Raw genomic sequence first — 12,872 nt, forward strand, 5'->3', positions numbered from 1 at the left:
GGTTCAGACCCAAAGAGCTTATAGCGCACCTGTAGCTCAAAAGTCCTTTCCCCCTTTGCTATCACTTTTTTCGATTCAGGGCTCCTCGGAGCCCCTTTTTTTTATCCAAATTCTGCCCCTATTGCAGCCTTTCTGCAATAGGTTTGATTGACCCTCATAGATTAATTATCGAGAGTGATTGTAATCGCTAAAAGTCGAAGAACGGTGGCGATAAGTGGGTCTATTCTGCGGCTCTACCACATTAAATCATCAGGGACGACAAAATCGGCGTAAGGATCTTCTTCATCATGGGCTTGTTTATCTTCTTCTGGTAGAGGAATAATACTGTTCTCATCACGTTGCCAAATTTTCTCAGCGACGATATTAGGAATGATGGCGTAGCTCTCTTCATAACGAGCAATCGCGAGATGACCTTTACTGAGTTGATCGCGAGTCTGGTTATCAACGTAGAGTTTTTTGACTAAGGTTCCATCGGTAAAGTGATATTGAATATCGCCGTTATTGTGCGGCAATTTATTCATTTCAATTAACTGTTTCACTTGAGCGCGAATTTCTTTGGTCAGCAATTGTTCTTTTTGCTGTTTATTTAACGCCTTATCACGTTCTATTTGCTCTTGTTTATTTGCCTCAACGGCGGCTTTTACTTCTCGCGCTTGTACGCGTGATTTCTTCGAACTTTTTTGGGCTTTTTTAAGTTTTTTTTCATTCACAAGGCCCGCTTTGAGCATTTGCTCTTGTAGAGATAGTCGTGTCATGGTTAGTCCAATACAATCAGGTAGTGTTTCGATACGAATTGAAGGCGGCAGTTCAGTACTACATTATGCACTTTAAGCCGATGAGGCTTTTCTTAACGAGCGCTGGTTATTTGCGATAGCTGAGGCGTTCAATTCGTTACTATTAATCAATAACGGCTAAGTGTACCGACTCGTGTTGAGCAAATAAAGCCACAAATCTATTCAAGCGAGTAGAAGTACAAGGCCACCAATTTTTGCTGCTGCAGAAAGGTATTTTCCCGCTGTATAGGCTTTATTCGTTGGTTCTGTGGTTTGATCAGGATGTCCCATTCCTAGCGCACCATAAGTAAAGGCTTTTGCTGTACCCGATTTGGGTTGTGTCTCAGGTTGTTGCTCTTGATGCTCCGAGTCATTGAACTGTTGCAAAGCCGCAAGCAGCGCTTTGCCTTCTTCGGATAGGGTGACTTTATTCGGTTCTGCTTTGGCTGGAAGATCATGAGCATTATCGGTAGTGATTGGCATGACAGAGGAAGCCGTCCCGTTGGCGGAATAGGTCTGTGGAGCACCAGAGGTAACAGGATTCATTCTATTCTCCTTAATCAACAGCAACGCAGTTTGTCGATCTCCGATTTTATATCGGTTAACTTGTGTCCTTACGACGTTAACCTTTAGTTTATGGTACATAAGCAAGTGCTACTTATGTACCATGGCACGCTGTCGATAGCGTGAAATCGTGTCGATAATATCCATATCGGCCAAGCGCAAAAAAACTTGTGCGTTTTTTGCACACTTGGCGAATGTTGATTAATAAGCAAACAGTATGCCTGTTAAATTAATTGGTCGATATTTTAATCACAACTGAGATCTGTGTTGCGATTTTTGAGTCTTTCAATCGCTTGCCATTGGTGAGCCGGTTGTAGATAACGAATCGGCATGGGTAGGACGAGTAACTGAAAATCGCTTGATTGTTCAGTAAGTTGACTGGTTGGGGTGATGATCGCGATGCTTAAATTAGGGTTACGTTGATGAATCGCCGCCGCAGTACCTAATCCTTGCTGAATATGGAAAGCGCCGGCAATGTGTAGCACTTGTTGTTGTGGGTGAGCGGCAAGATAATCGACAATACTTTCCGCCATGGTCTCATCCCAAGTCATTTGGGCGGCAAATTGTTGTTCATGTTGGGTCGGTGTACCATGATGCATTGAGGCCATAAAATGAGCTTTGTAAGGGGAGTCACTGAGGTTAATCTCTTTTGCGACCCAATGACGTTGTTCTGTAGGTAGCTTATCTAAATATTCAATGCCTTGTTGACCAATACAACGAACCATATTTTTTGGCGCATTGGCGGCAATAATGGGTCTTTGATGATGTTTCGCTAATTCAACAAGTGGACGATAATCACTGGCATAGTTTGGCCAAGCGTTACTTTGCTCGATAAGGTATTGTTCACCAATCTCGCCTTGTAAATATTGATCCAGATAAGGTTGGCTATCTCGAGAAAATTGCTCCATAGAAAGGACGATGGGGTGGTGGTGCTCAATCAAAGACCGTAGTAAATCGGCTTGAAACTTATGGATAGCACTGTGGGTATGCCATTCTCCGACTAAGATCACGTCTGCTTGTTTCACCGCATCGGAAAGATTGGACAATGCTAGCCACTCCCCTTGAGGCGAAGCCAGTTGATAGTCGTAAAAGTCACTGATTTGACGAGAGTTCGAAGCGCTACAGCCGATGAGCCATATCGATAGTGCAAGGGTGATAAAAATACGCATAAAGCCTCCAATAATGAGTCAGCAGTCTACTGGAGGCTAAGTTAATTATCAATGTAGTGATAATTATTATCAATTAAACCTTTTGATAAACTCGAATCATAAAATCAGCCTCACATTCAAACTGGGGCGTTAATGGCAGATCGTGGCGTAGTTGGTCACTCGCACGCCAAGCAAAAGGCGTCATTTGTAGCAGATCAAACGCCTCTGGCCCAGAAAGGGGCATAGTATAGTGCAATTGCTGTTGATGTTTTAACTCAAAACCATCGATGATTTCTGCTGTTTCATCATGCAGTTGCACTTGCGGATAGATCAACGCTTTGAGCTGATAAAGGTGGCGAGCAGCAGGGGTGACGGTTATGACTACGCCATTATCGTCAAGAACGCGCTGCAGCTCTTGTGTTTTACAAGGCGCGTAGATACGCACGATAGCATTTAAGGATTGATCGGCAAACGGTAAGCGATGGCTGGAGGCGACAACAAAGTCCACTTGTGGGTAACGTTTAGCAGCAAAACGAATCGCTGTTTTTGAGATATCTAGGCCATAGGCATTGGCTTGTGGATGTTGTTCAAGTAACGCACTAGCAATATATTGGGTGTAATAACCTTCACCACAGCCAATATCGAGTAATTGGTGGTTGGTATTGACTAAGTAACGAGTGCACAGAGTGCTCACTGCGCTGCGCATTGGGTGATAATGAGCTCCATCGAGAAAGCGTCGTCTTGCCTGCATCATTGCTTTGTTGTCACCAGGATCTTTGGATCGTTTATGCTGCACTGGCATCAAATTGACATAGCCTTCTTTAGCTTGATCAAACTGATGATGATTCGCACAGTGATAGCTGCGTTGATGAAGAGTTAGCGAGTGGTGGCACAAGGGGCATTGATAAGTCATAACGCTCTCGAAGAGAAAATCAAGTCGGCAAGTTTAGCGATATTTATTCGAAATAAAAAGGGCGTTACTATCGCCCTAATCAAGATTAAGCGGTAATCCGTGTACTTAGACAGTGAGTTTCACCCGGTTGTAAGACCTTACCTGCAGTAAGACTCGGTGCATGCCAAGTTGATTCGACACAAAGCATGGTCAGATAACCATCGTCTTGCATATCTCCCATCGATTGAGCTCCTTGTGCCCAAGGATTCCAAAGCACAGCAGAGTTATGCCCTTGATTGTCTACCACTAGAGTACGCTGACGTTGATGATCCTGCACTTGAATGTGAGATTGCGGCTTCGTATAAACCCGGTCAATGCTGTCGCGCAGGGTTAGTGTTTCCTCTCCTTGGCACCACTGATCGTTTTGCAGACTATCAATATAATCACTGCCCATTCCGGTAATGGTTGTCTCCCGTACATCAGCCACATTTAAGTAACTGTGCAGAGCCCCTGAAAAGGCCCATGCCTTTTGGTCGGTATTCGTAATGGTTAAACGCACGGTTAAGCTATCAGAGATTTCGATAGACAGACGAAGTTGGAATTCATGCGGCCATACTGAGCGAGTTTGCTGGTTACTGTCGAGACCAAGGACGACGATCACCCCTTGCTCGTTTTCCCTATGTTCGATGAGTTGCCATTGACTTGAGCGAGCAAAGCCATGAGCTGGAGTCGCTAAGCGGCCAAACCACGGCCAGCAAATGGGTATTCCGCCACGTAGTGCCGTTTTGCCATCAAAAATTGCTTTTTTGCTCATCCAGAGTAGGTCATCTTGACCGGTAGGTCGAAAAGACACGACATGACCACCGTGCAGCGCAATACCGGCTACCGCTTTATCATGAATAACGCGGACGATTTTTACATTATCCTGTTCAACAATCGTGACGCAGTCAGAAAGTACCGTTAGGCTAGGAAGTGGTAGTAAATCCATAAAGATAAGCTCCTGATGTTTGGATATTAAGACATTCAGCACTTAATATCGATGGTAAAGGGCGAACAAGATCTCGTGAATAGAAAAGACGAAAAAGGCGACACTGTGGCCGCCTTTTAGCTAATTTTGTTGCTCAACGAATGACTTCGCTAATCACGACATTACTTAGAAATGTGAGCGATTAGGTCTAGAACTTTGTTTGAGTAACCGATTTCGTTGTCGTACCAAGATACAACTTTAACGAAGTTATCAGTAAGAGCGATACCAGCTTTAGCATCGAATACAGACGTTTGTACTTCACCGATGAAGTCTTGAGATACAACAGCATCTTCAGTGTAGCCTAGTACGCCTTTTAGTTCGCCTTCAGAAGCTTCTTTCATTGCTGAACAGATTTCAGCGTAAGAAGCGCCTTTCTCTAGGTTAACGGTTAGGTCAACAACAGAAACGTTAGCGGTTGGTACGCGGAAAGCCATACCAGTTAGTTTGCCGTTTAGTTCTGGAAGAACAACGCCTACTGCTTTAGCGGCACCAGTTGAAGATGGGATGATGTTTTGAGAAGCACCACGGCCACCGCGCCAGTCTTTTGCAGAAGGACCATCAACGGTTTTTTGAGTCGCTGTAGTCGCGTGAACAGTTGTCATTAGACCAGACACGATACCAAACTTGTCGTTCAGTACTTTAGCGATAGGCGCTAGACAGTTAGTCGTACAAGAAGCGTTAGAAACGATGTCTTGACCAGCGTAGCTGCTATGGTTAACGCCCATTACAAACATTGGGGTTTTGTCTTTTGAAGGACCAGTTAGAACTACTTTCTTCGCACCAGCAGTGATGTGCTTACGTGCAGTCGCGTCGTCTAGGAATAGACCAGTGGCTTCTGCAACAACGTCAACACCGATTGCGTCCCATTTTAGATCTTCTGGGTTGCGTTCAGCAGTAACGCGAACGGTTTTACCGTTAACGATTAGGTTGCCATCTTTTACTTCAACTGTACCGTTGAAACGGCCATGAGTTGAGTCATATTTCAACATGTAAGCCATGTATTCAACGTCGATAAGATCGTTGATACCTACAACTTCGATGTCGTTGCGTTCTTGTGCTGCACGGAATACAAAACGGCCGATACGGCCAAAACCGTTAATACCTACTTTGATAGTCATTATAGTTGCTCCACAACTTAATTTCTGATTAAAGATAACTGGTAGTAAAATTACAGAATCCAGTAAATGTCTGCAACAGATAATCGGACTTAACTTGTTTAAAGTCAAAAAAAAGCATCGTTTTTTTTAACAATCAGTTGCAAGTGGTTAATATTTAGACTTGATGCTGCTTTTTATCCCTACCAATTGACGTAGAATAGTCAGTCTAGCTTCGGGTGTTATAGGTGAAATACCACTCGAATTTCGGAAAGAAAGTATGTGCTACAAAGCGTAAAATAGGCAAGTTTTTCAGATAAAAAAGCACAGCGTTGAGTGAAACCAAGAGGAATAAGAATGGCGATCAATGATTCCAGCAAAAAAAACATCAAGCCTGATGATTACTGGCGTGAAACCCTAAGTGAAGAGGCCTATTATGTCTGTCGTCAGCAGGGAACCGAGGCGCCTTTCAGTGGTCAGTTACTGCATAACAAACAAACGGGAATTTATCACTGCACGTGCTGTGAAGCAGCACTATTTAGTTCTCAGAACAAGTATGATTCAGGTTGCGGCTGGCCTAGCTTTGATGCGCCTTTAACCACAGAATCAATTCGCTATTTAGAGGATCGCAGTCACGGAATGACGCGCACTGAAATTCGTTGTGCGCAATGTGATAGTCATTTAGGGCATGTTTTTCCCGATGGTCCACCGACGACGGGGGAGCGCTTCTGCGTTAATTCTGTGTCGTTAAATTTCACCAAAAAGCCGCAATAATGGGTAAAAATTCGTCATCGATGGTTGAAATATTACAATGTTAGCGTTCATTAAAAACTGGGACGCTATGACGAGAGAACTCACCCCGGCGAATCGTCCGTGCCAACTGATTGGCTTGATTATCTAATTGTCGAAATTGTTCTGCATTAAAGGGATAAAGCAGCGCCATTTCGGCAGGAGAGGCGACGGGGACATCAAATTGCTTACCTACCATTGCCCATAAGTAGGCCAGTTCTTGATGGCCAAGCGCCTGATGGGTACTAGCCAGTGACTGAAAAATCTCAGTGTTGATCGCTCTTGGTGAACTGAGCTCTAAAGCTCGAGTCAGCAGTTGAATGGTTTTTTCTCGATCGCGCGAAATATAGAAGGTTGCAAGCGCGTATTGCATCTCGGCCGTGTCTAATTCTGGTGAGCCTTCCATACGAAGAAATTCTCTGCGAGCAATATTATCACCCGTTTGACTCCATAAAAAATACAATGCATGGGGGGTGCGCATCTGTCGAAGATCTTTGGTTAATCTATCGAGTTCTTCCCCTGAATGTACCAAAGCATTGAAGCGATTTTGTGTTAGTAGTGGGTCATTAAGGACTTGAATTTGTGAGGCTAACTCTAAACATTGGCGATAGAGCCGAACGAGTCGATACTCTTCTAACTTATTATCGACGGTCGGGTTCTTGAGTACCTCAAAACGGTGCCAGATTAAATCAGTCCGCGGTAAGCGACATTGACCATCGTTTAAATTGAGTTTTTCACACTGTAGGCCTGGGTTATCGTTACACAGTTTATCGGTATTATTGCGATTCTCTAGGCAACCGCTCAATAACACGGTCATCAAAAGTAGTATGCTAATTTTTATCCCATTCATTATCATCACTTGTGATCCAATACGCTTATTTATTTGGCTGGTGTTGACTCGCTACGCTAGGTCGCTATTGTTGTGGTGCTAGTTATGCTCAGTCATTTCGTCATCAAGGATAAAATAATGGATACCCATCAGTTAGTTGATGCTATCACCCCGGAAGCCTACCAGCGTCTGCTGTTTGCCGTTGAAACCGGTAAGTGGCCAGAAGGTACACCACTTTCTCAATCGCAGCGAGATTCTTGTATGCAAGCTGTGATGTTGTATCAATCTCGGCATAATGTAGAAGCTGACCATATGAGTATAGGCGTTGGTGGTGAAATGGTCTTAAAATCGAAACGAGAATTGAAAAAACGTTTCCAAGATGGGCAAGAAGATATTGTTCGCGTCAATCCAAACCAAGAATAAAAACGGTCTTTATTGTTTGTTCCCTTGCTCGTTGCGGACATAGCAGTGACCTCCTGTTCGGAGGTCACTGCCTGCTCATAATGATAGAGTATAAAATCAGTTTATAAACTCATCTCTCCACGGAGCACCTGTTGCATTTTGTGCTTAATTTCTTGATAAGATAAATTTTGACTGAGTAGATAATGCAGTTTGGCTAGAGCGGCCTCTGGCGTCATATCATAACCGCTGATCACTCCTGCCTCGGCGAGCGCACAGCCTGTCGCATATCCTCCCATGTTCACCTTTCCGGCCAAACACTGGGTTAAGTTGACAACAATCACGCCGCGTTCAGAGGCCTCTTTTAAGTGCGCCAATAACTGTGGATTTTGTGGTGCATTACCGACGCCAAAGGTCAAAAGAATCATTGCATTGACAGGTTGCAGTAACGTATTGCGGATCACTTCGTGTGAAATGCCCGGATACATAGTGATCACACCGATTGGTTGCGGTGTAATGTTATGTACACGAAATGCGCCTTCCGGTTTTGCCCCCACTGTCACTTCTTTACTAATTTGAATGTTGATTCCAGCTTCCAGTAGGGGAGGTAAATTGGGGGACGTAAAGGCGCTAAAACCATCGGCATGCGATTTGGTACTTCGGTTGCCACGCATCAACTGATTGTTGAAAAATAGGGTGACTTCATTAATCGGATAATTGGCCGCAAGATGCAGCGAATTGAGTAAGTTGGCTTGCCCATCAGAGCGCAGTTCGGCAAGAGGGATTTGTGAACCAGTAACGATCACTGGTTTGCCTAAGTTCTCTAACATAAATGACAGTGCTGATGCGGTATAAGCCATGGTATCCGTACCATGCAAAATCACAAAGCCATCATAGTTGTCATAATTATCACGAATATCATCGGCAATAAATTGCCAATCTTCAGGAGTCATATCGGAAGAATCAATCAGAGGATCATATTCATGAATGGTGAACTTTGGCATCTCATCACGATGGAACTCTGGCATGGCAGCCAACTGCTTTTCCATAAATCCAGCCACGGGAACATAGCCGTGATCCGACTTTTTCATACCAATGGTACCGCCTGTGTAGGCAATATAAATATGCTTTCTAGTCATAGAGGCAACGCTTATTGTAGGGAACAGAGCCAAAATTATAGCGAAAACCACTACAATAAAAAGGGGCGCTTGTTGCAAAGCGCCCCTTATTTTATGGTTTGATGTTTTTGCGCAAGAAAGAGGCGGTTAACTCCTGTTCTCTTTCGCGTTTACAGGTGCTAGTTATTCTATTTGGCAAGGCAAACAAAATGCATAATATCCTTTAGGATCATTAAATTGATTTAATAAATTAGCATCTTGCAATAGTTGCTGAGTGGTTGGTTGTAACGCATTTGGAATGAGACCGGAAAGATTAACCCCTAGCTGAGCATGCGCTTCGCTAAACAGACCTTTGATAAAACGTTGTGCTGGAGTGAGTGGCTCTTGTATCCAATATAAGTTGTAGTGTTCTAATTGGGCGAGATTCGCCGCAATTTGCACCGCATCATCAAAGTCACCCAAGGTATCGACTAAACCTGCTTGTTGAGCGTCTTTTGCCGTCCAGACGTGGCCTTGAGCTATCTTATCGACCTCTTCTAGTGATAAGCCACGTTGTTCACTGACTAAAGAGATAAACCGTTGATAGCCGTTTTCGATGCCCATTTGAATAGCGTCTTTGACTTTTTCATTCAATCCAGTCGTTACCCCTACACCAGAGAATGGTGATGTACCAACACCATCAGTATAAATACCAAGATGGTTAAGCCCTTTTTCAAAGGTGGTAATGACACTAAAAATGCCGATTGAGCCGGTTAAGGTGGTTGGCTGAGCAACAATATGGTCAGCGCTCATCGAAATCCAATAACCACCAGAAGCCGCCAGACTGGACATTGATGCCACGACGGGTTTACCTGCGGCTTTAAGCGCTTCAATTTCGTTACGGATCACTTCTGAGGCAAACGCGCTGCCTCCAGGGCTATCAACACGTAATATCACCGCTTTGACTTGATCATTATTGCGCGCTTGGCGCAGTAAGCTGGCCACGGTATCCCCACCAACATTACCGCGTGATTGTTTACCATCCATGATCGCGCCACTGGCGACGACAACGGCGATCTCTTTTGCTTGAGGTCGAGTTCGTGGTTGCACTGTTGGACGATATTGATCGTAACTGATCGCGTTATAGCTGTCTTCGCCATGACGACCAAAGACTTCGGCCAATTGCGCGCGAACTTGTTGACGGGTTGCTAATTCATCCACTAAACCAATATTGAGCGATAGTTCGGCAAGATTTCCTGACGCCTGTTTCATGAGCACTAAAAACTCGTCCATCGTCGGATTTAGGGTTTGAGCGTCAATATGGCGATTGGTCGCAACATCATCGATATAAGCGCCCCACAATTGACTCAACCATTGAGAGGCAGATTCACGAGCTTGTTCTGACATATCATCACGAATGAAAGGCTCAACGGCCGATTTGTAAGTACCGACTCGAAATACGTGCGTATTAACATTTAATTTGTCTAACAAACTTTTGTAGTAGAGGTTATAGCTACTGTAACCGCGAAGCAGCACAGCGCCATCGGGAGCAAGATAAATTTTGTCGGCGTAGCTGGCTAAATAGTATTGGCTTTGATTATAAAAATCACCCACGGCATAAACCGGTTTACCAGAAGCTTTAAATTCATTAATGGCTTTCGCAATATAACGCAGCTTAGTGAGATTGGTCTCTGGCATGTCACGTAACGCTAAGACTAAGCCAGTGATGTTGTCGTCGTTTTTAGCATGACGCAGTGTTTCAACAATCTCAAATAGGACATTTTCTCGAGGTATTTCTCGTCCGAAGAGAGAGTCTGTTAAAGAATCCATTGGGTTCAGGGAGGTGCTTTGCTCGACAATTGGGCCAGATAGATTGACGACTAAGGCAGACGGTTTTTTGACTACTGGAGCGGATGAATCAGCACTTAGATAGAGAAAATAGATAACGGCAATACTGAGTAGAAAGAAAAGGTTGGTTATGGCGAGACGAATAAACGTAATAACTTTCCAAATCCCTTTAAAAATCAGCCCAATAAATCGAAATAGTGGTTTCATTGTATCTCCGATGCAATGCAGGACGGCGTGTCGATAATTATTCCTATCATCCTACGTGATCTCAGAAAGGCAAACAACTGCAAGATTGATCAGTGTTACAAACTTGTAAACACTTGTTTGATTTTTATTATTGGCAGGATTATTCTGGTCGGACCATAAAGATAACAAAAAGTGATGTCACCATGTACCCACACCTATTACAGCCTTTAGATTTAGGATTTACTCAACTGCGTAATCGCGTATTAATGGGATCAATGCATACTGGACTTGAAGAACATAAAGAAGGGCTAAGTAAGTTGGCTGCTTTTTATGAAGAGCGAGCGAAAGGTGGCGTTGGCTTAATCGTCACCGGCGGTTTTTCGCCAAACTTACGTGGTCGACTGCATCCATTTAGTGCTGAGTTTAGCAAGACTAAGCATGCCAAAGCGCACCAAGTGGTGACTGAAGCGGTGCATCGCCATGGTGGCAAGATTGCGCTGCAGCTACTGCATGCTGGACGCTATGCGATGCATCCGTTCGCACAAAGTGCCTCGGCGATTAAAGCGCCGATTGCGAAATTTACCCCAAGTGAAATGAGTGTTAGACAGATACGTAATACTATTCAAGCCTTTGCTCATAGTGCTGAGTTAGCTCAGTTAGCGGGTTACGATGGTGTTGAAATCATGGGATCTGAAGGCTACCTCATTAACCAGTTTATTTGTAAACGAACGAACGTTCGTTACGATGATTGGGGCGGTAGCTATGAAAATCGCATGCGTTTTCCTCTTGAAGTCGTACGTGCGATACGCGAAGCGGTCGGTAAAGAATTCATCATTATTTTCCGTCTATCGATGCTCGATTTGGTTGAAGAAGGCAGTACCTTTGAAGAGGTCTTACAGCTCGCTAAGGGATTAGAAAAAGCGGGAGTGACCATCATTAATACCGGAATTGGTTGGCATGAAGCGCGGATCCCGACTATTGCTACGCAAGTACCCCGTGCGGCGTTCAGTTGGGTGACGGAAAAAATCAAATCGCATCTTACGGTGCCTGTGGTGACATGTAACCGGATCAATACGCCCGAACAAGCCGAAAAAATTCTGGCTAGTGGCCAAGCCGATATGGTGTCAATGGCGCGTCCTTTCTTGGCTGACCCTGATTTTGTGCGTAAAGCTGAGCAAAATAAAGCGGCACTGATCAATACCTGTATTGGTTGTAACCAAGCCTGTTTAGATAATATTTTTCAAGCCAAGCGAGCCACTTGTATGGTGAACCCTCGCGCTTGTTATGAAACCGAAATTCGCATCCAACCGGCAACTCATAAGAGAAAAGTTGCAGTAGTTGGTGCAGGCCCCGCGGGCCTTGCTTGTGCAACGACATTGGCCGAGCGGGGACATGAGGTCGATCTCTTTGAGCGTAACGATAGGATTGGTGGGCAATTTAGGCTCGCGATGCAAATTCCAGGCAAAGAGGAGTTTCGCGAGACGATTCGTTATTTTGCCAATCGTATTGATGAAACTGGGGTGAAATTGCATTTAGATCGCAATGTAACCTTTGATATGCTCGCTGATTACGATGATATCGTGATGGCTTCGGGCGTTGAGCCTAGAAGTATTCAATTAGAGGGCATTGATCATCCTGAAAAAGTCATTGATTACCAAACCTTGATTCGCGAAAAGACTCCAGTCGGAGAAAAAGTGGCGATTATTGGTGCTGGTGGTATTGGTATTGATGTAGCGACAATGATAACCGAGCCTACGGATCACGATTTAGATGACTGGTTACATGAGTGGGGAATTGATAAAGAGATTGCCCACCCAGGCGGGTTATACCCATACCCAGATGCGGTTAGTGATAAGCAAGTTTGGCTGTTGCAGCGCCGTAAAGGACGCGTGGGTAAAGGCCCAGGTAAAACAACAGGTTGGATCCACAAACGTACGCTAGAGAAACGTGGTGTCAATATGTTAGGTGGTATTGGCTACGAGAAAATAGACGCACAGGGGCTACACATCACGCTGGATGGGCAACAAAAACTGTTAGACGCGGACACCGTTATTGTGTGCGCTGGGCAAGAGTCGGTTCGGCCTTTTGCCGAACAGTGGGCAAGCTTGGGTGAGAAACTGCATGTGATTGGCGGAGCCGATGTCGCTGGAGAGCTTGACGCGGTACGTGCGATTCGCCAAGGCGTTGAATTGGCAGTGAAATTGTAAGCGAACTGTCAATAACTTA

The 12,872-nt window shown here is 44.6% G+C and carries 12 protein-coding genes; 3 read left to right on the forward strand and 9 right to left on the reverse strand.

Translation table 11 applies throughout. The features are described 5' to 3' along the window. Positions 1-233 precede the first annotated feature (233 nt). The 6 genes from FKQ60_RS06150 to gap form a co-directional block, all read right to left on the reverse strand. A complete protein-coding gene (locus FKQ60_RS06150) occupies positions 234-755 on the reverse strand; it encodes a DUF2058 domain-containing protein (RefSeq protein ID WP_158138733.1) in 522 nt (173 codons plus the stop codon). 201 nt (positions 756-956) lie between these two features. Further along, positions 957-1,319: a hypothetical protein gene (locus FKQ60_RS06155; RefSeq protein ID WP_154170550.1), complete on the reverse strand. Its 363-nt coding sequence runs from the start codon at positions 1,317-1,319 to the stop codon at positions 957-959. A 263-nt stretch (positions 1,320-1,582) separates the two neighbouring features. Then, positions 1,583-2,506, reverse strand: a complete 924-nt coding sequence (locus FKQ60_RS06160) for a ChaN family lipoprotein (protein ID WP_170904332.1) — start codon at positions 2,504-2,506, stop codon at positions 1,583-1,585. A gap of 73 nt (positions 2,507-2,579) precedes the next feature. Next, the gene (rlmA, locus tag FKQ60_RS06165; protein WP_154170554.1) at positions 2,580-3,398 is read right to left on the reverse strand and encodes a 23S rRNA (guanine(745)-N(1))-methyltransferase; all 819 of its coding nucleotides are present in this window, start codon (positions 3,396-3,398) and stop codon (positions 2,580-2,582) included. 85 nt (positions 3,399-3,483) lie between these two features. Continuing rightward, positions 3,484-4,365 (reverse strand): D-hexose-6-phosphate mutarotase, encoded by an 882-nt coding sequence (locus FKQ60_RS06170; RefSeq protein ID WP_004394855.1) that lies wholly within the window; start codon positions 4,363-4,365, stop codon positions 3,484-3,486. Between the two features lie 161 nt (positions 4,366-4,526). Beyond that, positions 4,527-5,522, reverse strand: a complete 996-nt coding sequence (gene gap / locus FKQ60_RS06175) for a type I glyceraldehyde-3-phosphate dehydrogenase (protein WP_154170558.1) — start codon at positions 5,520-5,522, stop codon at positions 4,527-4,529. Positions 5,523-5,855: 333 nt separating this feature from the next. Here gap and msrB point away from each other — a divergent pair, with 333 nt between their 5' ends. Further along, positions 5,856-6,272: a peptide-methionine (R)-S-oxide reductase MsrB gene (msrB, locus tag FKQ60_RS06180; RefSeq protein ID WP_154170560.1), complete on the forward strand. Its 417-nt coding sequence runs from the start codon at positions 5,856-5,858 to the stop codon at positions 6,270-6,272. A 40-nt stretch (positions 6,273-6,312) separates the two neighbouring features. On the opposite strand, the gene FKQ60_RS06185 is transcribed toward msrB, so the two are convergent. Continuing rightward, complete coding sequence (locus FKQ60_RS06185) at positions 6,313-7,137, reverse strand: DUF2989 domain-containing protein (RefSeq protein WP_161439002.1); 825 nt, start codon at positions 7,135-7,137, stop codon at positions 6,313-6,315. A 117-nt stretch (positions 7,138-7,254) separates the two neighbouring features. Between FKQ60_RS06185 and FKQ60_RS06190 the strand changes: the two genes are divergently transcribed. After that, a complete protein-coding gene (locus tag FKQ60_RS06190) occupies positions 7,255-7,539 on the forward strand; it encodes a YeaC family protein (RefSeq protein ID WP_004394858.1) in 285 nt (94 codons plus the stop codon). A 101-nt stretch (positions 7,540-7,640) separates the two neighbouring features. Here FKQ60_RS06190 and ansA read toward each other — a convergent pair whose 3' ends face one another. Continuing rightward, positions 7,641-8,654, reverse strand: a complete 1,014-nt coding sequence (ansA, locus tag FKQ60_RS06195) for an asparaginase (RefSeq protein WP_154170562.1) — start codon at positions 8,652-8,654, stop codon at positions 7,641-7,643. 162 nt (positions 8,655-8,816) lie between these two features. Further along, positions 8,817-10,667, reverse strand: coding sequence for a signal peptide peptidase SppA (gene sppA / locus FKQ60_RS06200; RefSeq protein WP_170906192.1), 1,851 nt, complete (start codon positions 10,665-10,667; stop codon positions 8,817-8,819). Positions 10,668-10,849: 182 nt separating this feature from the next. On the opposite strand from sppA, the gene FKQ60_RS06205 reads away from it, so the two are divergent. After that, the gene (locus FKQ60_RS06205) at positions 10,850-12,853 is read left to right on the forward strand and encodes an NADPH-dependent 2,4-dienoyl-CoA reductase (RefSeq protein ID WP_170906193.1); all 2,004 of its coding nucleotides are present in this window, start codon (positions 10,850-10,852) and stop codon (positions 12,851-12,853) included. Positions 12,854-12,872 lie beyond the last annotated feature (19 nt).

This window comes from Vibrio sp. A11 (assembly GCF_013048705.1).
GTDB lineage: Bacteria > Pseudomonadota > Gammaproteobacteria > Enterobacterales > Vibrionaceae > Vibrio > Vibrio metschnikovii.

What these genes read in the sequence shown, in the direction of transcription:
- FKQ60_RS06150 (WP_158138733.1), bottom strand. Translation starts at nt 755, where the DNA reads ATGACACGACTATCTCTACAAGAGCAAATGCTCAAAGCGGGCCTTGTG.
- FKQ60_RS06155 (WP_154170550.1), bottom strand. Translation starts at nt 1,319, where the DNA reads ATGAATCCTGTTACCTCTGGTGCTCCACAGACCTATTCCGCCAACGGG.
- FKQ60_RS06160 (WP_170904332.1), bottom strand. Translation starts at nt 2,506, where the DNA reads ATGCGTATTTTTATCACCCTTGCACTATCGATATGGCTCATCGGCTGT.
- rlmA (WP_154170554.1), bottom strand. Translation starts at nt 3,398, where the DNA reads ATGACTTATCAATGCCCCTTGTGCCACCACTCGCTAACTCTTCATCAA.
- FKQ60_RS06170 (WP_004394855.1), bottom strand. Translation starts at nt 4,365, where the DNA reads ATGGATTTACTACCACTTCCTAGCCTAACGGTACTTTCTGACTGCGTC.
- gap (WP_154170558.1), bottom strand. Translation starts at nt 5,522, where the DNA reads ATGACTATCAAAGTAGGTATTAACGGTTTTGGCCGTATCGGCCGTTTT.
- msrB (WP_154170560.1), top strand. Translation starts at nt 5,856, where the DNA reads ATGGCGATCAATGATTCCAGCAAAAAAAACATCAAGCCTGATGATTAC.
- FKQ60_RS06185 (WP_161439002.1), bottom strand. Translation starts at nt 7,137, where the DNA reads ATGAATGGGATAAAAATTAGCATACTACTTTTGATGACCGTGTTATTG.
- FKQ60_RS06190 (WP_004394858.1), top strand. Translation starts at nt 7,255, where the DNA reads ATGGATACCCATCAGTTAGTTGATGCTATCACCCCGGAAGCCTACCAG.
- ansA (WP_154170562.1), bottom strand. Translation starts at nt 8,654, where the DNA reads ATGACTAGAAAGCATATTTATATTGCCTACACAGGCGGTACCATTGGT.
- sppA (WP_170906192.1), bottom strand. Translation starts at nt 10,667, where the DNA reads ATGAAACCACTATTTCGATTTATTGGGCTGATTTTTAAAGGGATTTGG.
- FKQ60_RS06205 (WP_170906193.1), top strand. Translation starts at nt 10,850, where the DNA reads ATGTACCCACACCTATTACAGCCTTTAGATTTAGGATTTACTCAACTG.